This window comes from Streptomyces sp. NPDC006610, assembly GCF_040611575.1.
Taxonomy (GTDB): domain Bacteria; phylum Actinomycetota; class Actinomycetes; order Streptomycetales; family Streptomycetaceae; genus Streptomyces.
Genome location: NZ_JBEXOP010000047.1, coordinates 37,717 through 61,080 on the forward strand (window position 1 = coordinate 37,717; position 23,364 = coordinate 61,080).

Sequence of the window (23,364 nt, forward strand, 5' to 3'; positions counted from 1 at the left end):
GCTCGGCCGTGTTGCCGCTTCCCGTGTCGGCGGGCGCGCTGGACGGTTGGTGCGCTGCGGGCTCGGGGCGGGTGTTCACCACTTGTCGGCTTCCTTGTGTGCGTCGTAGAGCCCGAATCCGGCGGCCGCGGCGGGGCGGGTGTCGTCGTCGGGAACGTCGTCGAGGTCGTCAATGCTGTCGTCGCGGTCGTGCTGCGCCGGTTCGCTGGTGGCGGGGCCGGTGCTGGGGTGCGGGGGCCGTGCGGCGGGGACCGGCGTTGTGGTGGCGCGGGCGAGGAGGGCTTGTTCGGCGGTGGTGGCGTGGCCGGTGTGGACGCGGCGCATGAGCTGGTCGAGGGCGTCGGCCAGGTCAGCTTCGTGTTGCTGGGGGTCGTCGTGGTTGTTGTGGTGGGCGTGGGTGCGGATGTGCTGCCAGGTGTGGTCGTTGAACGGCTGGTGGACGTGGTCGCGGTGGATCCACGGGATTTCCGTCAGCTCGCCGTCAGGCAGGCGCACCCAGATCTGGCGGACGTCGTGGGGGTTGTAGTGGATTTCCCATTTCCCGCCGCGGCCGGCGACGGGGGAGGGCTGGCCGCGGTAGGGGGCGAGGAGATCGTGGTCGTAGGTGCGGTGGTGGATGGTGATGCCAGCGGGGGTGATGGCCTGCCAGCGCACGGGCAGCAGTTCGAGGTAGTCGCGGCCCGTCAGTGGGACGGGGACGTGTCCGGCGACGGCGACGAGCGCGGCCCACATCTGGTTCGGCGTGAGCGCTTTGCGGGGCATCAGCGGGTGGCGCAGGCCTTCGTGGGGCCGGTGGTGATAGTGCACCAGCCACTCATCAAGCAGGTCCTGGAGCTGGGCGACGCTGTAGCAGGCGTCCTTTTCGGTGTCGGGGCCGCGGCGGGTGACGTCGGAGCCGGTGTAGCCGGGCAGGTGCTGGCAGAACAGGTGGTTGATGGTGCCGAAGGTCCGCTCGACGATGCCTTTGGCGGTGGGGGCGCGGGGCGGGGCGGGCTGGACGCTGATGCCGAGGTGTTCGCAGGCGGCGTTGAACGCGGCGGAGATGAAGACTTTGCCGCGGTCGACGACGATTGTCTCGGGCAGGACGACGGGCCGGGCCGCAGCCCCGGTCAGGCGCTCGTCCAGTGTGGTCAGTCGCTGGTGGGGGAGTGCGGGGGCGTGGTCCATGCGCAGGATGTCCGGCCAGGTGGGCCGGGCGGGGTGGGGGACGGCCATCTCCGCGAGCAGCAGGGCGGCGTCGACGGCCTTGGTCGCGCTCGGGCACAGCACGGCGGCGAGGATGGCGCGGGTGGCGACGTCGACGGCGATGGTGAGTTCGGGCCGGGCCAGGCGCCCGTCGTCGAAGAGGGCGAGGACGTCCAGGCGGGTGGTGTCGACCTGGACCTGTTCGCCGGGCCGCAGCGCCGTAGCTGGGGTGAAGGCCCGCCCGTCCACACTCGCGGGCACCTGCCTTACGGGCCCGGAAGGCAGTTCGCCGGGCCGGGCGAGGTTGGTGACGAGCCGGTACAGCGTGGCTTGCGACGGTGCGGGCACCGTGCAGGGGCCGTGCCGGTCCTCAAGGATCTGGTTGATCAGGGGGAACAGGCCGTTGATGGTGCCCTTCGAGCGGCCGCGGCGGCGGCGCAGCGCCTCGCGGACGGCTGCGACGACCCGCTCGTCAGCCCGCCCGGTGGGGCTGGAAGCGCGCGTGGTGCGATGGTCCAGAAGCCCCCACAGACCCTGTTTGCGGTAGGCCAGGCGCATGCGCTGCACCGTGGTGCGCGAGACCCGTCCGAAACCGAGCGCGGTCAGCTCCTCGGCTTTGGCCTGCTCCCGCTCGGCCAGCGTGTGCCGCTCCGGGTCGTACTGCGGCCGGACCACTCCTTCGCTGCCGGGCCCGCCAGGCAGGCCGCATTCGACTTCCCGCACGTGCCGTTGCCAGGCCAGCGCCTTCTCGCGTGCCGCGGCGGGGGCGGTCTCGAACAGGCCCCACTGCGGTGCCGCCTGCGGCGCATCGGCCCCGACGATGGCGAAACCGGGGTCGGCGAACAGATGCCCGGCGAGCACGACCTCACCACCGCCGTCCGGGCCGAGGAGGTGGATGTCCTGCCCCGAGAGGGCGACCACTTGCCACTTCACGTCACGGAAGCGGACGTGAGCACCGACCTTCACGGCCGGCCGGGCATTGCGCCGCGCGCTCACCGGGCACCTTCCTTCTTGCCCGGCTCGCTCCAGCCCTGCGGGCTGACGCGGATGCGTTCGTGCAGCGGCGTGTTCAGACCAGCCGTCAACCGGCCGTGCCACAGAGCGTGAAAGACGCAGGGAAGGACTTCGATCGGGTCGCCGACCGCTTCGGTGCCCTCGATCAGCGGCCGCGGCCGCGTGAACGCCTCGACGACCGCCGCCATCAGCCCCGGGCGGCCGGCGTTGCGAGGATGGCGGTAGCCGGCCAGCCATTTGAGGTTGGCGGTCAGGACGTCGTCGAGTGGTGGGATGCGCCGGTAGTCCAGCCGACGTCCGCGCACGCCTCCGTCACAGCTTCGGCGGCCTTCACCGCTCGTTCGCCGCCCGCTTCCGGGTGGCCGGGGCAGTCGGCGAGCAGCGCGGTGCCGTCGGCACGGCGGGCGAAGAGCTGCGGCACCCAGGAACGCACCTGGCCGCGGGGATTACGCCACAGCAGCCGCACCGGCCGCCCCGCCAGCCCCGTCACGTCAGGGTCGCGGTCCAGGACCATCAGCTGGACACGCATCGCGTTCGACCCCGCGGTCACGTGCCGCCCGGCGGTCGCCGACCACCACAGGCCCGGCCCCCAGCGCCGCCCCGGCACCACCGGGAACGCCGACACCGGCGCCAAGTCCTCGAACGCCACGGTCAAAGCGGCATCCGCCCACCGCTGCTGCACCGTCTGCCCCACCGGGTCGAGGAACACCGCCTCGAACCCGCCACTCTGGGCCACGCCCGCTCGCCCTGCCCGGCTCCGGTGCCGGGCCGCTCCTGTGCTGGTCACCCGCACCAGCCAAGCCGCTCCCGACCGCCCGGACCCCTGTTTTCAGGGTTCCTGCCACGAACGAGTGCCGTATCAGCTAACAGCCGACTTCTCCCTGGCGCATCGCTCTCAGCAGTCGTTGTCCCGCCCGCCCGCGGTCAGCATCTCCCGGAGCACCTCGACGGGCATATCCACCCACCGGGCCACCTCCTCAAGCGGCACCCCGCCATTCACCGCCGCCACCGCGGTCCGTTTCCAGGCATTCTCGATCAGACCGGCACTGTGACCGAGCCCGCGCAGCAGCCGCCGGGCGACCTCGGCGGTCGGGCCGGTCTGCACCCCGCGCAGCTGCAGCAACTGCTCCTCGGCGCTGTCTATCGTGCTGGTGATCAGCCTGCGCTGCTCGGCGGGCACCGCAGCCCGCCACATAGTCCCCGAACCGGGCGCCTTCTTCTCCTTGCCGAGCACCCGCAACTGCCCGGCCATGGTCGCGGCCTGGTGCTCCTGCCGCAGCCACCACGGGTCGTTGTCGTACCCGGGCGGCCCGCCGGCGCCGCGGCGAAGACGGATGACACTGCCCATCCACGCAAGAAGCGGCCCGCCGTGGTCCGCTGCGGCCAACGGCCCCAGCCACGGCCGGCCCACCCGCTTACCGAGCCCGCGGCAGAACAACCCGTCCATGGGCAGCGCCCGCGGCCGCCCGGCACCACTGTCCACCCACACCAGCTCCGCCATCGCCGGGTCCAGCAGCGCCTCGGCCACCGCCACCACCTCCGGGAAGACGACCGCGTCCCGCCCCACGACCCGCCACCGCTCCAGATCACCCCCCGCATCCCCGCCCGCAACCAGGTGCAGGCGCCGCGGCCAAACCGTCTCCCGCTCCCAGCCGAAAGCCTGCTCCCACCAGCGGGCCACCACCGCCCGCGACAGCGCGAACACTCGCTCCGGCTCTGCACCGGCCCGCGCCGCCCGCCGCCCCACCGAGACCCACCGCCGCTGCGCCGCCACTACCTCCGGCAGGCCACACAGATCGAGGTGTTCCAGCGGCTGGTTGGCGTCCGCGTCCAGCAGCCACCGCCCATGCCGCACGCACACCCGCTCCCACCGCGGCGCGTACCGCACGGCCCGCACGGCCGCCCCCGTGCGCCGGGCCGTGCACAGCCGGCAGCCGAACGCCACCGGACCGGCCACCGCGCCAGCGGTACGCCACAGCCCCACCGGATCGCCGGTCTCGCCGCGCAGTTTGGCGTCCCCTTCTTCCCAGGACGGCAACGCCCGCGCCAGCACGCCTTCCTCGACGCCGCACATGCTCGCCAGGAGCTGGCGTCCGGCCGTGTTCAGCAGCACCTCGGCGTCGGCCCGCGCGCCCCCGCCCTCGTGCCCGGGCGGGTAGTTGCGCCACTTCCAGCCCGCCCGCAGCACCTTCGCTTCCATCCCGTAACGGCCGGCGATGCGGCTGATCAGGGACGCCGTGGTCTCGCGGGGCAGGGGAGCGACACGAAGGGCTCTCCGATGCCCGAAAGCGAGGTCTGCTGCACCCGAAAAGTGGACCATGACGGGCCCTCGGCCTTCTGCTGGCGTTGCGTGGTGACGGCTGGAGTGCACGGCGTCACGCCGCCCGCGCCAGCGGCCAGGGGGCCGAGGGCGCGGGCGGTGTGGTCAGGTGGCTGCCGCAAGAACATGCGAGGGCCCGGCCGGGAGGGGGTGCACCCGCGCGGCGGGGCTGCCCCCGTTGCCGGACGGCGTGTGTGGTGCGACGCCCGCCGCTCCGCCCGCCGGAGGCCGGCCCGACGGCCTAGAGGTGCTCTTGACCTCGATCGCCGTGAGCTGGCCGTTGTGGTGCACCAGGTAGTCCGGTTGCCAGGAGCCCAGCTGCGCTGGGGCCTTGCCATTGCGGGCGGCCTGCGAGGCGAGATAGCTGTGCACCCCGCTGCCCACGATCTGTTCCAGTATCGCCGGCTCCAGCAGCGACAGGAAATGCCTCCACTGCTGGTCGCTTGATCCCTGGGCGTGCCTGGGCTGCGCCGTCGACGGATCAGTCAGCAGCCGGGAGGTCGTGCGCTGCAGCCGCCGCAGCACGGCCTGGCTGCGAAGCCGGCCCCACTCATCGGGCAGTTCGCTGGCCGCGGCCGCGGGGGAGCGCCGGGTGACCTTCTCGAAGGCGCTCAGCCACGGAGTGTGCCGCTCGGGCGGGATGCCGCAACCGGTCAGGAAGGCCCGCAGCTGCTGCTCATCGGCCGGGATGGCGTCGCGGTTGACGATCCGGGCCGCGCTGCTGACCGGCAGCGCGAGCGGGTTGCCCGAGCGTTCCTTGATCTCCCGAAGGCTCGGCGCCCCTGCCTGTTCCCACACCACTTCCAGCGCCCTGCTCAAGTCCCCTTCATCTCCGATAAGTTCTGGGCGGGGAGCCCGCAGCTGCGCCAGTCGACCGCGTTCCTCGACGCGGGCCTGGCGCCACAGCTCGTCCGCGGCCCGCACCGCCTCCTGCTCACCGCCGCAGCCCTCGACGTAGGCCTCGACGGTGGTACGTCGGGGCACCACAGCCCCGGATGCCGCCCGCTTGAGCGTGGCAGGCGACAGGCCTGTGCCGCGGGCCAGCGTCTCGTAGGTCAGCCCGGCCGCATCTCGCCATCCGCGCAGGTGCACGGCGAGCCGGCCGCGAGCAGGCCGGCTCTGATCAACGGGCTTTTCTTTGCGCCCCATGTCCTGTGCCGCCTACTTCCCGGCCGCAGCGCGCAGCACCGCGGCAGCCAGCCCGCTCAGGCGGCGTCGGCCACCTCCGGCCGCGAGGACCGCCGCAGTGCCCAGAGCACCGCATCCCCCGAGCAGCAGGAAGATGTCCTCGAGCGGCATCCCGGTCATATGCAGGGCAGCACCCAGGACGGGGAAGGAGACGGCGGTGAAGGCCTGCGGCGCGCCGAACCGGGACGGAGTATCCGTCCGGTCGGTCCCGCATCGCGGCACACGGGGGCTGTTGCTCGACATGCGAAGGTCCTCTCACAGGCCCCGGTGCCAAGGCGGCGGACCAGGGCGGGGCGAACTGCTACTGGCTGCAAGTCCCTCTGGCACAGGGGTGATTGGCGTCACCGCCCGCGCCGGGCATGCCTTCATCATTCCAGTTCTGAGTCGCTTCCCGCAGAAAGATCACCAGTCAGAACATCCCCTATGCCGGTGATGCCCGTTGATTGGTTCTGTGGTGTCCAAGCAAGCGGTTCTCACCACCTCACCTGTCCTCGCCCCTCGAAGACCGGGCAACCAGGGCGGCTGCCGCGGTGCCGCTCGCTCCGGCCGCGCGCTGCACGCGGATAGTCCATCTGTGTCCATGATCTGCTTGCCGCAGCCCCTGTCTATGAGTGATGGTGGGCCACAGAACACGACGAGGCCGGTGCTCCCGGCCCGCGAACGTCCTTGAACTGGCTACTGGCTGCAACCGATGCTGACAGGGACACCCGGCAGAACCCACGTTGGCGCGTGATCTGCCCGCACCGAGCCGGCACCCGTCATGGGAGCCGGCTTCGTCGTTCCACACTCACAGCGCCCATTCCATGCCCAGTTCCCGCAGCGCGTCCTGTCCAGGAGCAGTGTTTGTGATCAGGAGCGGGTGCTCTGGCCTGGGTTGATCAGTTTGGTGTGTGCCTATGGTCAGACGGTGCTGGTGCTTCGGTAGCCGTGGCGAGCGTGGAAGCTGGTCCTGGGCTGTCGGTCTGATCTGCAGGTTTGTCAGGTAGCGGGCGGTGGTGATCAGGTCGTGTCATCTCTACTGCGCTCGATGCATTTCCGCCGATCGTTGGTATGCGGCGGTGCTTGGACGAGCGGCCGGCTTTTGAGGGCCGGGACATGGCCAGCGGGCTTGGGGTTGGGCATGTGACCTGGCAGGTCAGTGGTTCGTTATGCCGAGGCGACGCGGCGTGGGCCTGGTGCACGCACGGCGGGCAGGTCGTCTCTGTCCTGGTCGTCGGTAAGTGCGTCGGCTGGCAGGCGACGGTAGTGGTGCAGCAGAGCGGCTACCTGCTCGGGTTCGACGTCTACGGCGGCGACGAGGGTGGCTAGGAGTTCTGCGCGGGAGGTGCGTTCGCCGGCGGCGGCAGCTGCGCGGACCAGGATGTTCAGCCTGCGGTCGACGTCCTCGGGCCAGAGCACCGAGGTCTGGCGTCGTCGCTGCTGGTGCAGCAACTCCATAGCGCTCCCTCGGTGACAGGCGACATATACCGAATATATATTGCGGCTCATGGTGACGCTGCTGCAAGACCGTCAGGTTCCTCCGCGAGACGGCTCGGTGCCGGCCACGGTGCGGATAGGCGGGCGGGAACTTCAGCCGACACCGGTGTTCGACACCTACTGGCGTTTCGCCTCGGCCCGGCAGGCTTTGTATGAGGCTCGTCTGGCCGGGCGGACCCAGCCGTGGACTGATGATCCGATTCTGGCTGGGCATCGGTTCACGAACTGTTACCGCGCCGCCGACCGGGTGAGTCAGGCTGTGATCAGCGACGTGATCTACCAGGGCCCGCAGGAGTGGGAGGAGGTCTTCTTCCGCACCCTGCTGTTCAAGATCTTCAACAAGGAGTCCACCTGGGAGCTGCTGTCCCGCGAGGTGGGGGAGGTGAGCTGGGAGACGTACGACTATGGGGTCTACGACCGGGTCCTGTCAGCCGCGTTCGCCAGGGGGGAGCGCTTGTACTCGGCTGCCTACATCGTGCCCCCGCCGCAGCTGGGGGAGGAGCGCAAGCACCGCAACCACCTGCGGCTGCTGGAGATGATGATGACCTCCGGCGCGCCCGAGCGCATCGTTGGGGCGGCCACGATGCGCCAGGCCTACGAGGTGCTCCTCGGTTACCCGGCGCTGGGTCCCTTCCTCGCCTACCAGTTCACCATCGACCTCAACTACGCGCCGCGTCTTGCGTTTTCGGAGATGGACTTTGTTGTGCCAGGCCCTGGTGCGCGTGACGGCATCCGCAAGTGCTTCGGTCCTGCTGCCGATGGCATCGAGGCCGACGTCATCCGCTACATGGCCGACTCACAGCAGGAGCATTTCACCCGCCTGGGGCTGCCCTTCGCCGGGTTGAAGGGACGACGGCCCCTGCAGCTGATCGACTGCCAGAACCTGTTCTGCGAGGTCGACAAGTATGCGCGGGTGGCCCACCCGGACGTCGCCGGTATCAGTGGTCGTAGCCGTATCAAGCAGGCGTACCGGCAGGACGGAACACCGCTGCGGGCCTGGTTCCCGCCCAAGTGGGGCCTGAATTAGGCCTCGGCGCTGCCGGATCAGGCGCCGAGCCCGAACAGGGGTGTGGTGAGAGAGTGTTGGAGGGCGCCGAGTTCGGACTTGGTGCAGTCCAGGCGGGCGCATCCGGCCATGACGGTCAGTGTTCCCGGCGTGAGCTGGGCGTGGCGGGCGACCCAGGCGCACAGGTGGCCCAGGGCGAGGTAGTTGCCGTAGGCGCGGTCGAACATGTAGTGGCTGCGGTAGTAGGCGGCCAGGTGCACGGTGTCGGTGGCGCTGTCGAGCTGGAAGGAACAGTGGCTCAGGCAGGGAAAGTCCAGCGTCTGGGTGTCCAGGGCCGCGGCCCTGATGACGGCCTCGGTCTCCGCCGTGGTCCGCGACGGTTCTTCTTCCCATGCCTCGTCCTCGTCCGTGACATGGGCCGTGCCGGCTTCGTAGACGGCGCTCCATTTCGCCGAGGAGCGCAGCTTGTCCAGGCGCCGGATGACGCGGGCGAGCTGGTCGACCGGTTCCGGCTTCTCGGCGGTGCCCGGGTAGGCGATGAGCCGTCCGAAGTAGGTGCCGTGGGCGTTGCGCCTGACCTCGCGCAGCCGCGGATAGAAGGCGCGGTAGCGGTCGGTGAGCTCGTCGTGGGTGGTGCACGTGGCGGCGAGCTGGGCGGGGAAGAGCGTGTTGACGACTGTGTCGATGGGGTAGAGCGGCGGCTTGGTGCGGGCGGAACGCAGCCGGTCCAGTTCGGCGCGCAGATGCGGGTCTTCCTGCAGAGGGTTCGCAATGCGCACCACGGTGTGGAAGGCCCTTTTGCCTGGCATCTTGGACAGGCGGGAGCAGGCCTCCAGCCATGCACGGGAGACGTCCGGGGCGTCGACGGTGAACGTGTGCATAGGCTCGCTCCTTGATCGGCGGGGTGGCCGGGCGCCGTGCGGTGGTGCGGGCCGTCAGGCCCAGAAGTGGTCGGACCCTTCGCGGCCGGGCGTGCGCCGCAGGTCCACGCGGAACAGTTCTGTGCTGCCGGTGGTGGCGGCCACGGTGCTGTCCACCGCCAGCTCCTGCGTCACCCACGCCGCACGGTCTTGTTCTGGTGCGGGTACCGAGTCGAGGAACGAGAGCTGGCCGGCGGTGTCCGGCGGGGTGCTGGTCAAGCCTGCGGGCAGGTGGTCATAGCGCGCCCCGGGGACGGTGAGCAGCAGGCAGTCGCCGACGGTCACGTGCAGGGTGGCGGCGTGCGCGGCGGGCGTGAGTACGTGGATGTGTGCCTGCGGTCCGAGCGGCAGGCCACCGGCGAGTTCCGCTTTGAGGACGCCGGGGGAGTGCTTCAGCCACACGGCCTCGGTGGGCCGGTCGATCATCTTCAGCCGCACCAGATGGCGCACGGTGGTGGCGTAGGGGGTGCCCAGCCAGCGGGCCATCCGGTACACGTCCAGCGGGGACTCGGGGCGCGCGAGGCCGCAGCGGGCCAGGGCGACACGGGCGGCGGGGCGAGGCATCAGGAACCAGGAGGCGAAGGCTTCGGCCTCCCGCTCATGCTGTGGCCAGCCTTCGCCCCAGCGGCCCGACGACTGCTCCTGGTGATCGATGCTGGTGCCGTGGCCCATGCGGTGGTGGCCCAGCTCGTGAGCGGCGGTGTGCCGCATGCTCACCTCCTCCAAACCGGTGTTGACCAGGCACCCCGGAACGCCCCGGCTGCCGTCGATGTACAGGCCAAGCAGGCCGCCCAGCTTCTGCCCCATGACCTCCACGCCTGCTCGGCGCAGCGCGCCGAACACGTCGACGTAGTCGTCGACTGCGGCGGCGAGCGCCTCGTGGGCTTGTGCCGCCGCGATCATCGCGGCGCCGTGGGCACTGTTCCAGCTCACGCACCGCCCTCCGGCCCCTGAGGCGGTCGCAGGTCACTCGCCTCCTCTTCCTCTGCTTGGCGGCGGGCCTGCAGATACTGGATGAACTTCGCCACCTCGATGCGGTCGCCCTCGCTCAGCGGTCGTGCGGTCCGTGGCAGTCCAGCGAGTGCGTGTTCCCCGGCGTCGGCTGCCTCCTCCTCGTCGAGGAAGTAGGACGCCGGCAACCGGTACAGGCGGGCGAACTTCTGCAGCTCCATCACCTCCACCTTGCGCACACCGCGCTCGATGTCGCTGACCGCCGAACGGACGATGCCGGTGCGCTCGGCGACCTGCTGCTGGGACAGTCCCAGGTACTCGCGGGTGGCCTTCAGCCGCTGGCCCAGCCGGGCCCGCTGGTCGGTGTCGGTATCGATGTGGGACGGCGCCTTGCCGCTCATTGCTCGTGCTCCTTCGCCTGCATGGTGTCGTACACGGTCTCGGCGAACGCCCACACCGAACGCAGGGAGCGTCCGGCCTCGGCGTCGGCCGGAACGGAGATCTCGAAATGCTGCTCGATGCGCGCCAGTATCTCCATGATCAGCACCGAGTCGACCGGCAAGTCCTGTCCCCGGGCGGCCAGTTCTTCGTACACGTCGTGGCTTGGCCTGTCCTGGTGCTCAGCCAGGAACTCGATCACGATGTCCACGATCTCCTGGACGCTGTGCGACGGCATGCTCTGCTACTGGCCCTTTCGCTCAACTCCGGGACAGACAGCCCGGCCTGACCTACTGTAGAGCGATGTCGGGAAATCCGACAGACCTGTTGGAAGATCCTTCATGGGAGTGCGCGTGCACCTGGCCCGCTATCAGCAAGCAGCCCTCAAGACCCTGCAGCCCGCCGCCGAAGGCACTGACCCGGTTCTGATACCCCTGCTCGGACTCGTCGGCGAGACCGGCTCCGTGGCCACCGCCTACAAAAAGCGCCTGCGCGACGGCGCCGACGCCGGCCCGTCCAAACAGCAGCTACGCGAGGAGCTCGGCGACGTCCTGTGGTACACCGCCACCCTCGCCCACCTCCTCGGCCTCGACCTCGAAGACATCGCCGCCGCCAGCCTGGAAAAGACCAAAGACCGCTGGCGCGCCACCCCCGACGACCAACGCCCCCGCTTCGACGCCGACTACCCTCCCCACGAACAACTCCCCCGACGGACCACCGTCACCTTCACCCCCACCCACCAGCCCGACGGCCGCACCGTCATCGCCCTCACCCGCGAAGACGGCACTCCGGCCGGCGACCCCCTCACCAGCGCCAGCCACATCGAGGACGATTACCGCTTCCACGACGCCTTCCACCTCGCCCACGCCGCCGTCCTGGGCTGGTCCCCCGTCAGCCGCTTCCTCCTCGGCTGCAAACGCCGCAGCCGCCCCGGCATCGACGAAGCCGAAGACGGCGGCCGCGCCATCGCCATCGAGGAAGGCATCAGCGCCCTGGTCTTCTCCTACGCCAGCCGCCACCACTACTTCGAAAACGTCCGCCACGTCGACCACGAACTGCTCATCACCATCGACCACATGACCGCCCACCTCGAAGTCAGCGTGCTGCGCGCCGCCGACTGGGAGAAAGCGATCATGACCGGCTACGCCGCCTGGCGGCAGCTACGCAAGCATGGCGGCGGCCGCCTCGAGCTGGACCTCGACGCTCAGACACTGACTTTCATCGAACCCTGAGGTCGCCCCCAAGGCGGCCGACGCATGCCAGCGCCACTGCCGGCCGCCGGTTCGTCTATGCGGATGCTGGTGACTGGCTGCCGCTGTCGGGGTTCGCGGGTGGTAGTGCTCCGGGTGGCGGGTCGGGTGGTGGCTGGGGAGTCGCGGCGAGGGCTGTGGCTTGCCGGTAGCTGATAATGGCTTGGATTCTTTTTTCGGGGTCTGTTATCTGGTCGAGTGTGGCTGCGAATTTCTCATCGACCAGTGTTCCTTTTCGTTGTCGTGAGTGTTCGAGGATCAGGCTGGTGAGGGGGACGGTGAGGGAGGCGGCGATGACGATGGCTCCGACGGCCCACCAGGGTGCGCCGCCCAGGGCGCCGGCGAGGACAGCGGGGAGTCCGGCCAGAAGGCCGGCGATGGGGCCAAGGGAGGTCGAGTTCATCGCGTGGATGCCCTTCCAGCACGTGACGGCTGGGCCGCCTCATGCCTGAACGAGCCGTGCGGGGACGGCTGGGACGGGGAGAGGCGGCACAGGTGTGCCGTGGTGTGAGGGCATGCCGAGGGCCGGCGTCGCCGTAGGGCGGGCCGGTGGTGTTTTACGGCAGGCCTGCCAGCCCCTTTGGGGACCGGTTCGCTGGTCCCGTGGGGTTTTTCAGAGGATTTGCTAGGCGGTTTTAGCGGAGGTTTTCTTCGGCTTTTTGGGCAGGGCGGGTCAAGAGAAGCAGCTAACAAAAAGACTGCTGATAAAGCCCTTAAGCCGGTTCATTGAACCTTTTCCGCGCCACCTTTCTCTTACTCGATGGCCGCGTGCATCCTCTTGCGGGCACGCCAGACCTGCTCACCAGTATCGGCCATCGCGGCACCGTCTGGGGCCTGTTCGAGCAGATCAGTGCCAGAAGTTCTACCCGATCGCGGCTGGCTGAAGGAGTCGGCCGACCAGGTCGGTGGCGCTAGCCAGAGGGTTCAGGCGGCGATCAGGCCGGCTGTGGTGAGGAGTTGTTGTTGGTGGGGGTGGAGGAGCAGCCAGCTGCGGCGTTGGCTTTGGATCCAGCGGCGGGTTGCGGGGGTGTGGGGTTGGGTGCGGGCGTGGTGGTAGGCGTGTTGCCAGACCGTGCCCCAGGGCGGGTTCCACCAGGGGTCGATGGCGGTCAGGGCGCGGGCTGCGGGGAAGGAGGGGCTGGTCTTGTTGGCGCGGTAGCGCTGTTTGATCAGCCATCGGCCCAGGGAGAAGCCCTCGTGGAGGGTGTCGTGGGGCACGGCCAGATGGCCGTGGGCTGCGGCGAAGGCCTTGGCGTGTTCGACAGCGGTGCGCCAGGGGTATGCACGGCGGGTGCGCGCGTGGGCGACCTCGGGCGTGACGCCGATCAATGCTAGAAGCTGCTGCTGGTCTGGGTGGAGCTGGTCGTACTGCAGGCAGGCCCTGCTGATCCAGCTCCCCAGGACGGTGCCGGGGGAGGGGACCAGCCCGGCGGGGTCGAAGGGACGGCCCGCCTGGACGTGGTCGCGGGCGCGGTAGTAGTTGCGCTGCCAATGCAGATCCCACGGCGGGTTCCACCAGGTGTCGATCGCGGCGAGCTCGCGCAGGTGGGGTGAAGGCGGCACACCGGCTCGGGCGCGTTGTTTGGCGCGGTTGCGTTGGCTGAACAGCCATGCGCCCAAGGGGTAGTCGTCGTGGTCGGTGTCGCGGGGAGCTGCGAGGTGGCCGTGTTCAGCGTGCCAGGCACGGGCGTGTGACATGGCTGTTTCGAAGCCGGGTCTCAGGTCGGGGCGGTGCCCGAGGCGACTGCGGGGCTCGCGAGGACGCTTCGGCTCGGCGGCACGCCGCGTGCGGCGCGGACCGGTGGGAGTCGCAGGATCTGCAGCCTTTCTGGCTTGGCTGGTCTTGTCTCCCACATCCGCAGCTGGTCTCTTCGGGGCTGTACGTGCATGTTCCAGGGCCGTGCGGGCCACTTGGGGCGTGATGCCGATGCCGACGAGGAGTTGTCGCTGCTCTTCGCTGAGCTCGTCATAGGTGGTGCACTGGCGCCACAGCCAGTCGGCGGCACCGGAGTCGTCGAGGTCATTGAAGCCGTTCTCGGCCTGGAGGCGGCGGCCGGCTGCGGCGTCGCGCGCGCGGTAGTAGTAGCGCTGCCATTTCAGGTTCCAGGGCGGGCACCACCAGGGGTCGATGGTGTTGAGGGCTTGGGCGCGGCCGGCGGGCAGGGGGCGGTGGCCGGTGCGCTGGTAGTTGCGCTGGTTGGCGAGCCACTGTCCCAGGCGGAAACCGTCGTGGATGGTTGCGGAGGTCACGGAGGCCAGGCTGCCGTGTGCGGTGGCGTAAGAGCGGGCGTGGGCGAGGGCTTCTTCGGCGCCGGCCTTGAGGTTGCGTCGTCTGGGGCGGGCGGCGGCCGCCGCCGCGGCATCGATGCCGATCTGGGTGAGGAGGCGCTGCTGTTCGGGGTGGAGGGTGGGGTAGCGGGTGCACTGCAGGTAGAGCCAATCGCCGAGACTGTAGCTGGTGCTGGGGAACCCGCGGGCCGGCTTGAGCGGGCCGCGGGTCTGGTGATGGGTGCGAGCCTGGTGCCAGGTGCGCTGCCACAGCGTGCTCCAGGGCGCGTTCCACCACGGATACAGCGTGGTGAGGGCGGCGGCTTGGGGGGCGGGCATGCGGGCGTGGCGTGCGCGGGTGTTGGCGAGCCACTGGCCCAGCGGATAGCCGGCGGGGGTGTCTTCCTTGGGCACGGCTAGGTGCCCATGCTCCTTGTAGTAGGAGCGGGCGTGGGCGAGTCCTTGGGTGAAGGCGCGCTCGGCCTGGAGGCTGTGTCCGCGCAGCCGTCTGGCGGGCCTTGCCGCGGGCGGGGTGCCATCGGTGGCCGGGGCGTGGGGGAGGAGGTCGCTGAGGGGGCGGGGCCGGTGGGCCGAGTGCACCGCCCATAGTGTCTTCTGCGTGGCGGGGGCTGGTGCGGTGGGGGCGCGTACGCAGGAGTGGGCCCAGGTGAACAGCGGCCCGTGGGTGACGGTGGCGAGGCGGTGGACGAGCCACGGCCGCCCGAGCTGGTCAGCGACCTCGGCCAATAGCCCGGGCAGTTCGCCCAGCAGGTAGGGAAGATGGCGGCGTGATTCGCTGATGGTGCGCTCTTGCACGGTGCGGTCGGCCAACAGGCGTGCGAGGACGACGGTCTCGGGATAGGTGACCAGGTCGCGGGCGGCGACCTTCCACCAGCCGGGATCGGCATCATCCGGACGCGTGTCCTTGAGACGGGACGGCCACACATGCTCCTCGCCCGGCCAGGGCTGTTCCCACCAGGAGCCGGTGACGGCGCGGGCGACCTCGAAGGCCTGCGCACCGGAGGGGCAGCGACGCAGCAGCCGGACATGCTGCCGCTGGGCCTCGATCACCTCCGGGCACCGGGCAAGGGGCACGGGCAGGCCGCTAGTCCCGGGCAGGAACAGCAGCCAGTACCGGTGGCGTGCGCAGACCCGCTCTCCGGGCGTCAGGTACCGGCGTGCGGGCACGCGGCGTCCGGTGCGTGCAGCGGTGCATGCGGGGCAGGCCGGCCCCCAGGCAGCGACGGCCTCCTCGCCACGCATCAGCCGCCCGACCGGGCCGGCTCCGTATCTGCCGCTCGGTTCTTCCCGCCTCCATGCGGGCAGGGCCTGCTCGAGCACCCGTGGTGGAACACGGCACAGGGTGGCTACACGGACGCGTGCCTGGGCGTTGAGGTGGATCTCGCTGTCCGGGTACAGCATGCCGGTGAGGTTCTGCTGGCCGCCGACGTCGGTGACAGCGGCGAGCAGGTCGCGGATGGCGAGGTGGTAGCAGGCGGCGAGCCGGGTCAGGAACGACAGCGTCAGCTCTCCCGGCAGCGGAGCCACCCGTCCTGCCGCGCCGCAGCCCATGGCAGGCACGATGCCGCCGGACGCCGCTGGCTTGCGTCCCGTACGCCCGCTTGCGGGCGTACGGCGGGGCGCGGTCGTGCTGCGCTGCTGGGTCACGCCGGATGCCTCTACTTCGGTCGTGCGGGCCGGGCCGGCCGGGCCTGGGCTTCGGCTGCCGCGTCGAGCTCGACCTCGCTCAGCAGCTGCTTGGTGATCCGCTCGGTGCCGTCGGTGAGGGCGATCAGGGCGGCTTCGCGGATGAGGTGGGAGAGGCTGCCGATCCGTCCTGCGGTGCGGGTGTGGAGGTAGGCGGCGTGCTTGACCAGTGTTCCGGGTCGGTGTGCGCGCAGCCTCAACAACGTCTCCATGGCCCGTACGAGGTCGTCCCAGACCGACCTGTCCTGCTCGGTGGCATACGCCAGTGGGCGGTGGCGGAAGATCTTGAATCGGCCAGCGATCTGCGCTCCGCGCACCCCGCTGAGCAGTGAGGAGGTCTCGACGTCGATCGCGGAGTACACGAAGGTGGCCGGGATGCGTTCGCCGAGGTGCTTCAGCTGGTCGGAGGTTTCCGCGCCGGCGCGCCGCTGGGTGTCCAGGAGATGGACATCATCGATGAGGACCAGCTGGGTGCCCAGTTCGCACAGCAGGTCGCAGACGGCGCCGGTGATCTGGGTCTGGTTGAGGCGGTCGGTGATGGGCATGCCGAGGAACCGGGCGAATTCGCTGACGAGCATCTTGGGGGTGGCGGCCGGCGGCACGCTGATGAACAGCACCGGTCTTCTGCCGTCCTGGCCGGGGTGCTGGCGGGCGTCGGCCAGATGGAAGGAACGCCCGAGCGCCATCATCGTGGTGGTCTTACCCGTCGTGGCCGGCCCGGAGATGATCAGGCCGCGGCGGGCGCCGGCCTGCTGGCGGCGGTTGAGCAGCAGCAGTCGGCGTACGGCGGTGAACACGCTGTCCATGGCCGGGGTGCGCATGACGGCGAGTTCGGAGTGGTAGTCCTCGCGCTCCGCCTGGGACCAGGCGGGGTCGCTGGCGTCGCGCGCGGGTGCCGGGGCGCGGTGGACGAAGGCATCCCAGCCCTGCCACACGGTCGGAGGGGCCAGCGGGGCGAACCCGACGGCATCGGTGGAGATTGGGCTCACCATTGCAGGGACTCCTCGAAGGGGTCGTAGACCGTCACCTGCGGGCGCCTTGGGGCAGGCACGCCGGCTTCCTGCACCGCACCCCTTGGGGAGCCGTCCGGTGGCGTGTGTTCAGCCGGCCAGGTACTCAGGGCGCCGTCGTCGGTCAGGGGCTCTTCGTCGTCCTCGCTGTCGTCGAAGACTTCCTCCCCGGGCTCATCGGCTTCTGCCTCCGGTTGCCGGCCGTACAAGACCCCCCACACCGCACCGTCGGTTGCGGCGGTGCGTGCGCGGGCGGCGACGACCTTCTCCCGCCGGGTGCCATGTCCGGCGGCGGCGCGTTCCAGCAGCTCGCGCAGGGCGAGCGCCAGGTCGTGTTCGTGCTGGGCGCGGTCTGTGCGGCGGGCGACGGTGCGCTTGATGTGCTGCCAGGTGAAGTCGGTGAACGGGGCGCTGACCAGGGTGTGGTGGATCCACGGCACCGCCTCCCAGCCGTATCCGCGCGGCTGGTCAGGCTTCGGCAGGCGTACCCAGATCTGGCCGGGAGCGTGCGGGTTGTAGTGGATCTCCCACAGGCCGTCCCCTGCTGGTGAGTGCTCGCCGCGGTAGGGATTGAGGACCTTGTGGTCGTAGGTGCGGTAGTCGATGCGGATGCCGTAGTCGTTGATCTTCTGCCGTTTGACGGGCATCAGCTCGATGTAGTCCTCACGGCCCAGCGGCACCGGGACGTATCCGCACACGGCGACCAGCGCCGCCCACATCTCATTAGGCGATAGCGCACAGCGCGGCATCATCGGGTGCCGAAGCCCGTCGTGCTCACGCTCCTGCCACCCGCAGATGATCCACTCCTGCAGCAGGTCGTCCAACTGGGCCAGCGTCCACACCGCCTCGCCTTCGGCGCCCTTCCCCCGCTCGCCGGTGTGCGAGCCCGTGTAGGCGGCCACGTGCTGGACGAACAGCGTGTTGATCGAGGAGAAGGTGCGCTCCACGTGCCCCTTGGCCGGCCCGTTGCCCGGCGGCGTGGGCTGCACGGAAACGCCCAGCGACTCGCAGGCGGCGATGAACGAGGACGACACGAACACCTTGCCCTGGTCGACCACGATGGTCTGCGGGGTGATCACAGGCCGCGCCGCTGCGCCTTCCAGCCGGGCATCCACGCTCAGCAGCCGCTCATAGGGCACCACCGCATGTTCCATCGCCAGCGCCTCGGCCCAGCCTGGCCGCATCGGCGCCGGGACCATCATCTGCGCCAGCAGCTGCGCCGCGTCCACGCTGCGGGTCCCTTTCGCACGCAGCACGGCCGCGCAGATGGTCCGGGTGGCGACATCGAGTGCGATGGTCAGCTCGGGCCGTTCCACCACCCCGTCGTCGAGTACCACGAAGGCGTCCAGCACGGTGCTGTCCATCATCACCAGCTCACCCGGCGCCATCACCGTCGTCGGGACGAACGGGGGAGCCGGCCTCGCTGAGCGCCAGCGGCGCTGCCGCGCACTGCCCAGCAGCCCGTGCCCGTCAGCCAGGGCGTGCACGAGCCGGTTGAACGTCGCGCCTGAGGGCAGCGGCACCGCCCCCTCCCCGTACTGCTCGGCCAGCAGCCGCTCGGTGTATACCCGCAGCCGCCCCAGCGTCCCGCTGGAACGCTCCCGCCCCGCCTCCAACACCTCCCGCACAGCGGCCACCACCCGCTCGTCCGCACGCCCCAGCGCCGTCCGCGGCCGGGTGGCACGGTGGTCCACCAGTCCCCACACTCCGTCCTGCCGGTAGCGGGCCCGCATCCGCCGCACCGTCACCGCGCTGGTGGTCATGCCGGCCGCCGACAGCTCCGCCGCCTTCGCCTCCTCGCGCTGCGCCAGCGTCCGCGTCTGCGGGTCGTACTCCGCCCGGCGCGGACCCGCGTCACCGAGCCCGCCCGGCTGCCCCGTCTCCACCTCCCGCACATGCCGCTCCCACGCCAGGGCCCGTTCCCGCACCGCCTCGGGCAACGACTGCAGCAAGCCCAGCGGCGGCACCCTGGACACCCCCGGCGCGTCCAGGACCTCGAACCCCGCATCGGCGAACAGCAGCGACAGCAATACCGCCGCTACCGCACCGTCCTCGGCGACCAGCCGTACCTGCCCGTCAGCAAGGGCCGCCACCGTCCAGGTACGCCCCCCGAACCGCACCGGGCATCCCAGCTCCACCACCGGCCTGCCCGGCATCCCGCTGCCCGCTCTCACTCTGCCGCCTGGGCCCACACCGGCATCCGCTCATGCATCGCCGCCCCCAGGTCCGCCGCCAGCCGTCCCGCCCACAGGGCATGGAACAGCGCGGGAAGCACGACCAGCGGATCCCCGATCCTGCGTACGCCCTCCCACAGCGGCGCCGACTCGGCGAACGCCTCCTGCAGCGCGTCAGCCAGCAACCGACCACCGTGGTGCCGGGGGTGCCGGTATCCGGCCAGCCAGGTCACATTGCGCCGGTAGACCGGATCGACAGGCCCGAGCACCCAGTACCGCCAGCCCGCCGCCGTACAGATCTCTCCGACCACCGCAGCAACAGATCGCTGGCGCCGAGACAGCTCTCCCCTTGTTGTGCAGTCGGCGAGCACTCCCTGGCCATCGGCCAGCCGGAGCATCAGCTGAGGAGCATGCGCTCGCACCCCACTCGGCACATGCCACCGCAGTTCAAGCGGCCGGGCGGCCAGACCGCTGACACGCGGGTCGCGGTCGAGGAGCATCACGTGCAGTCGCATCGCTGCGGACCCGTAGTGCACCAGCCGTCCGGTGGTGGCCGACCACCACCATCCCGGTGCCAGCCGCTTGCCCGTGCGGACCGGGAACGGCTTCAGCGGCGGACAGTTCTCGAAGAGCACCTCGGCGGCAGCCGACGACCACCTCGAGCACTCCGTGACCCCGTCCGCAGCCCGGAACAGCACATCCACCGACTCGGCTTCCGGCTGCCGTGCCCCCGCCCAGTCCCACCCAGCCTCCTGCATACAGAACCAAACGGCTTATCGGCCCATCCGGTAATGGGCACGCGCGGCCCATCGCTGAACGTCAGATGCGCCCGGACTGTTCTGCAGCCCAGGTGTAGCCCAGCTCGGCGAGGGCGGCCCGCTGCTTCGCATCCAGCCGGTCACGCCTGGCTTTCTGGTTACTCAGAAATACACCCAGCCTGATCGCCGAACCGTCCGGCAGCTCTTCAATGTGCGCCCGTCCAACGGTGGTTCTGCCCTCCCGCTGGATGTACTGGGTGAGGGCCGCCAGACCGCGCTGGAAGGCAGACGTCCTTCCGCCGTCCTTGGCCGCCGGGACCGTTGCGGGCCGATCGGCGGGTTTGACGCCCAGCTTCGACAGCCGCTGCTGCTGCTCTTCGGAGAGTTCCGTCCAGCTGCGGCGTTGCCGTTGGAGCCATCGTCCGAGGTCGTCGCCGTCGAATGTCACGCCGGGCTGGATGTCGGGCAGTACCCCACCAGGCTCGTCCTCGGCGAGGTCGGCGAGGACGCGGTAGTGGCGCTGCCAGTTCAGCGGCCACGGGCAGTTCCAGTCCAGGTCGATCGCGGCCAGCTGCTGCGCGCGCTCCTCTGCCCACTTCGGGTCCTTCCCGAGACCGCCCTTCCGGCGCAGGTTCGCCATGTGCTGCCCGACCGGCACGGTGCCGCCGCCGACCGGGTCGTCCCAGACGGCGTCCTGCCTCGGCGCCAAGTGTCCGTGGGCGCGCCGGTAGGACCGGAGCGCGGCGAGTTTGTTCTCCCAGGCTTCTTCGCCGGGTTCCCAGACCATCCCGGCCTCCGGCGCGTCCAGCAGCACCTTGCGCCGCTCCTCCAGCTCCCCGGCCCGCAGCGCCTTCCTCTGCTGATGCACCCATCGCCCGAGCGGAAACGCCTTGGTCGCCCCGACTTCGACCTCGACGTTGTAGGGAACGGCGTACAGGCCGGTGATCTCGTTCTCCTTCCGCCACCGCAGCAGGGCCTGGTAGCCCTCCAGCCACACCAGCGACTCCGGCCGGTATACCCGCGTACGGAGGAAGGCCGAGATGGTCGCGGCGTCGCGCGGGCTGGAGAAGTGCAGCAGCGCGGACTCGGCAGCGGCGTCGGTGTCGTCCTGTTCCTGGTCCTCGCCGTCGCTGGCGCCGCCGGCCCCGACGATCCGTCCTTCCTCGTCACGCTGCACGTGGATCTTGCGCTTGCCGCTGGTGAGCGCGCGGGAGGCGAGCTGCTCGACCAGGCGCTCATCATGCGAGCGAAGGCCCTGGAGCACGGCCACGAGCGGCTTGAAGCTCGCGGAGGCGACCATGTCGGTCGGGTCCTCGTTCGGCTCCAGGAACACCGGCACGATGATCCGCGCGACCTTCGTGCTGCCGTCCTTGTTGAGCCGCAGCGCCCGGCCGATGTTCTGCACGATCTCCACCTGGGAGCCGCGGGTGTCAGCGAAGCAGACGGCCTCGACCCCCCGCTCGCCGGTGATGTCGACGCCTTCCCCGAGCACGCGAACGCTGGCGAGGAAAGCGCGATGGACCCGGCGCCCGGCCGCGTCGATGCCGTTGGCGAACTGCCGCAGGACCTCGCGTCGCTCGGCGACGAGGTGGTCGCCGCACAGCCACGCCGACCACACCCGGTCCGGGGGTACGTGGCGGCCGGCCTCCAGCTCGTAGAACTCCGCGTCGATGGAGGACTTCGGCAGCTTCTCCGCCTTCGCCAGGTCGTCGTCGGAGGCGTCGTTCATGTACAGCTCGGCGGCCGTCTCCGGGAGCTTCTCCGCGAACGCCGCGGCTTCCTCGACCTTCTGGTGGAACGTCATGACGGTACGCAGGTTGTGCGCGGCGGCGTGCTCCAGGAGCGCGGTCTGCAGCAGGGCCAGGCGCCGGCCCCGTCGGGCCTCCTCCGATTCCCCGAGGACCGGTGAGGGGTCGCGGATCTCCAGCACGTCGATCTCGAACCCGGCGAGGATCTCGCGCTCGATCGCCTCCGAGAGCCCGAGCTCGGCGATCCACGCGCCGTAGGTGCCCTCCGGGTCGTCGGCCATGGTCGCGATCTCTGCCTCCTGGCCCTCCCCGCCCCTCTGTGGGCGGGCCGCAGCGAGAATGCGCGGGGTCGCGGTCAGGTAGAGCCGGAAGTCCGCCGGGATCCGGGCGTTGTCGTGGATCGCCGCCCACGGCCGGCCGAGATCACCAGCGGTTCCGTGGGCCTCGTCCACGATCGCGAGGTCGAAGCCGTTCATGCGCTGGCCGTAGAGCCGCTCTCCGCCCGCCAGCGCGGCCTCCAGCGGCCCGCGCACCTTCCGCTGACCCGTCAGGTCTTCGGGGTCCTCGCGGTCCACCAGGGAGGCGTACGTGGCGAACACGACCACGGGCCCGGACCCGGCCCACAGGGCGAGCTGGATCGGGTTGGTGGTGGTGCGCACCCCCAGCTCGTTGAGAGCCGGGTCGTTCTCCAGCGAGCACACCGCGACCATCGGCACCCGGTGACCCACCAGACGCCACGCCTGGGCGGTCTGCACGAGCAGGTCCAGGGTCGGCACCGTCACGAGAAACCGGCCGTCCGCGAACGACTCCAGCGCGCACGCAGCCGCCGTAATCGTCTTGCCCGACCCGGTCGCGGAGACGATCGTGGCCCGGGCACCCTGCGGAGGCACAGATGATCTTGCAGGGAATCCCACCCACTCACGGAAAGCCGCCTTCTGGTCAACCTGGTGTTCCTTGAGCTGAAGACCCGGCATTTCGAAATCCTCCCCTACTCGTTTTCTGACCGTTTCGGGAAATCACCGGGACGGCGTGAAGAGCGGAACTGACACCGTACCGTCCTCGCTCACCACGACCCGCTCGGCGAGCTGCGCCAGGACCTGGGCGGGCATGAGCCCGACCCGATCGGCCACCGCCCGGATCAGTCGGCTGTGCGCGGCAGACAGCCACAACTCCGCCCGCAGCTCATCCACCTCCGCCCGCCGCCGCGCCTTGAAGGCCGCCCGGGCCGCGAGAGCCCCACTACGCCGCTCGCCGCGCTCCTGAGCCCACATGGAGCCTTGGGCGTCCCGCTCCGGCTCGTACGCGCCCCAACCGGCCTGAGCCATCAAGTCCCTGACGCGCTGCCACTCCACATGCTTCGCCGCCCAGACGGCAGCCAGCCGCTCCGGGTCCGCCTCGAACTCGGAGAAGGAACCGCCCCGCCTCAATCGCTCCGCTGTCTCCCGCTCCCGGGCAGCAGCCTCCGCGACCTTCTCCGCAACGGCGGCCATATCGAGGCCGCTTGCCTGACGCCTAACCTGATCCCGCGTCACATCCTGAGCACTCCACATATGATTCCCCTTTTCCTGCGTCCGATCCCGTGACGGTTGGGGCATGTCCCGTTTTTTCGCCAACGATACATACTGAATCAAACCTGATGCACCCACTACACTGGAACCCGACACGAACGAGCGCCCCCCACCCTCGTAGCCAGCCAGGCCCGCGACAGCGGGCCCCAAGGGACTGGAGGCGGCAGCCGCAAGGACCGTTGAGGCGGGGGAGCGCAGCGGACCCGCCGGCCGGGCCGGAGTGAAGCGGAGGCCCGCTAGCGGGACAGAGTCCCGCCCGGCTCGGGAGCGCAGCGGACGAGTCGTCAACCGCTTGCGCAGCAAGCGGGTTGGGGGGGGGGGGGGGGCCCCCCCCCGGCCGGGGGGGGGGCCGGTCGGCCCCCGCGCCCCCCCCCCGGGCCGGG

General features: G+C 70.4%; 18 protein-coding genes and 1 pseudogene. 2 read left to right on the forward strand and 17 right to left on the reverse strand.

Translation table 11 applies throughout. The annotated features are described in order from the left end of the window. Positions 1-75 precede the first annotated feature (75 nt). From ABZY13_RS29145 to ABZY13_RS29170, 6 genes and pseudogenes are all read right to left on the reverse strand, one after another. On the reverse strand, positions 76-2,181 hold the full coding sequence (locus ABZY13_RS29145; protein WP_356635952.1) for a Mu transposase C-terminal domain-containing protein: 2,106 nt from the start codon (positions 2,179-2,181) through the stop codon (positions 76-78). Next, a pseudogene (locus ABZY13_RS29150) lies at positions 2,178-2,908 on the reverse strand (TnsA-like heteromeric transposase endonuclease subunit). Before ABZY13_RS29150 ends, ABZY13_RS29145 begins: the two are co-directional and overlap by 4 nt. A 186-nt stretch (positions 2,909-3,094) precedes the next feature. Next, on the reverse strand, positions 3,095-4,519 hold the full coding sequence (locus tag ABZY13_RS29155; protein WP_356635955.1) for a DNA-binding protein: 1,425 nt from the start codon (positions 4,517-4,519) through the stop codon (positions 3,095-3,097). Between the two features lie 105 nt (positions 4,520-4,624). Continuing rightward, entirely contained in the window at positions 4,625-5,668 is a 1,044-nt protein-coding gene (locus ABZY13_RS29160) for a helix-turn-helix transcriptional regulator (RefSeq protein WP_356635957.1), read from the reverse strand. A 12-nt stretch (positions 5,669-5,680) separates the two neighbouring features. Then, complete coding sequence (locus ABZY13_RS29165; RefSeq protein ID WP_136239526.1) at positions 5,681-5,950, reverse strand: hypothetical protein; 270 nt, start codon at positions 5,948-5,950, stop codon at positions 5,681-5,683. A 903-nt stretch (positions 5,951-6,853) separates the two neighbouring features. Beyond that, positions 6,854-7,144: a hypothetical protein gene (locus tag ABZY13_RS29170; RefSeq protein WP_356635959.1), complete on the reverse strand. Its 291-nt coding sequence runs from the start codon at positions 7,142-7,144 to the stop codon at positions 6,854-6,856. A 49-nt stretch (positions 7,145-7,193) separates the two neighbouring features. Between ABZY13_RS29170 and ABZY13_RS29175 the strand changes: the two genes are divergently transcribed. Then, the gene (locus ABZY13_RS29175) at positions 7,194-8,210 is read left to right on the forward strand and encodes a nucleotide kinase domain-containing protein (RefSeq protein ID WP_356635961.1); all 1,017 of its coding nucleotides are present in this window, start codon (positions 7,194-7,196) and stop codon (positions 8,208-8,210) included. A gap of 17 nt (positions 8,211-8,227) precedes the next feature. On the opposite strand, the gene ABZY13_RS29180 is transcribed toward ABZY13_RS29175, so the two are convergent. The 4 genes from ABZY13_RS29180 to ABZY13_RS29195 are packed head-to-tail and all read right to left on the reverse strand — an operon-like array spanning position 8,228 to position 10,736. Then, the gene (locus ABZY13_RS29180; RefSeq protein ID WP_356635963.1) at positions 8,228-9,070 is read right to left on the reverse strand and encodes a hypothetical protein; all 843 of its coding nucleotides are present in this window, start codon (positions 9,068-9,070) and stop codon (positions 8,228-8,230) included. 54 nt (positions 9,071-9,124) lie between these two features. Then, positions 9,125-10,042, reverse strand: a complete 918-nt coding sequence (locus ABZY13_RS29185; protein WP_356635965.1) for an ImmA/IrrE family metallo-endopeptidase — start codon at positions 10,040-10,042, stop codon at positions 9,125-9,127. Continuing rightward, positions 10,039-10,461: a helix-turn-helix domain-containing protein gene (locus ABZY13_RS29190; protein ID WP_355531696.1), complete on the reverse strand. Its 423-nt coding sequence runs from the start codon at positions 10,459-10,461 to the stop codon at positions 10,039-10,041. The genes ABZY13_RS29185 and ABZY13_RS29190 overlap by 4 nt, the downstream gene beginning before the upstream one ends. Continuing rightward, positions 10,458-10,736 carry a phosphopantetheine-binding protein gene (locus ABZY13_RS29195; protein WP_356635967.1) on the reverse strand — a complete coding sequence of 93 codons (279 nt, stop codon included), beginning with the start codon at positions 10,734-10,736 and terminating at the stop codon, positions 10,458-10,460. The genes ABZY13_RS29190 and ABZY13_RS29195 overlap by 4 nt, the downstream gene beginning before the upstream one ends. A gap of 109 nt (positions 10,737-10,845) precedes the next feature. Here ABZY13_RS29195 and ABZY13_RS29200 point away from each other — a divergent pair, with 109 nt between their 5' ends. Further along, a complete protein-coding gene (locus ABZY13_RS29200) occupies positions 10,846-11,730 on the forward strand; it encodes a nucleoside triphosphate pyrophosphohydrolase family protein (RefSeq protein WP_356635969.1) in 885 nt (294 codons plus the stop codon). Between the two features lie 55 nt (positions 11,731-11,785). Here ABZY13_RS29200 and ABZY13_RS29205 read toward each other — a convergent pair whose 3' ends face one another. The 7 genes from ABZY13_RS29205 to ABZY13_RS29235 form a co-directional block, all read right to left on the reverse strand. Then, on the reverse strand, positions 11,786-12,151 hold the full coding sequence (locus ABZY13_RS29205) for a hypothetical protein (RefSeq protein WP_356635971.1): 366 nt from the start codon (positions 12,149-12,151) through the stop codon (positions 11,786-11,788). Positions 12,152-12,672: 521 nt separating this feature from the next. Further along, positions 12,673-15,684, reverse strand: coding sequence for a Helicase associated domain protein (locus ABZY13_RS29210; protein ID WP_356635973.1), 3,012 nt, complete (start codon positions 15,682-15,684; stop codon positions 12,673-12,675). A gap of 11 nt (positions 15,685-15,695) precedes the next feature. After that, on the reverse strand, positions 15,696-16,715 hold the full coding sequence (locus tag ABZY13_RS29215; RefSeq protein ID WP_356635976.1) for an ATP-binding protein: 1,020 nt from the start codon (positions 16,713-16,715) through the stop codon (positions 15,696-15,698). After that, positions 16,709-18,907 (reverse strand): Mu transposase C-terminal domain-containing protein, encoded by a 2,199-nt coding sequence (locus ABZY13_RS29220; protein ID WP_356635978.1) that lies wholly within the window; start codon positions 18,905-18,907, stop codon positions 16,709-16,711. Before ABZY13_RS29220 ends, ABZY13_RS29215 begins: the two co-directional genes overlap by 7 nt. Then, positions 18,904-19,611, reverse strand: a complete 708-nt coding sequence (locus ABZY13_RS29225; protein WP_355531680.1) for a TnsA-like heteromeric transposase endonuclease subunit — start codon at positions 19,609-19,611, stop codon at positions 18,904-18,906. The genes ABZY13_RS29220 and ABZY13_RS29225 overlap by 4 nt, the downstream gene beginning before the upstream one ends. Positions 19,612-19,726: 115 nt before the next feature. Next, positions 19,727-22,387, reverse strand: a complete 2,661-nt coding sequence (locus ABZY13_RS29230) for a Helicase associated domain protein (RefSeq protein ID WP_356635980.1) — start codon at positions 22,385-22,387, stop codon at positions 19,727-19,729. A gap of 42 nt (positions 22,388-22,429) precedes the next feature. Next, the gene (locus tag ABZY13_RS29235; protein WP_356635982.1) at positions 22,430-22,903 is read right to left on the reverse strand and encodes a hypothetical protein; all 474 of its coding nucleotides are present in this window, start codon (positions 22,901-22,903) and stop codon (positions 22,430-22,432) included. Positions 22,904-23,364: the final 461 nt, after the last annotated feature.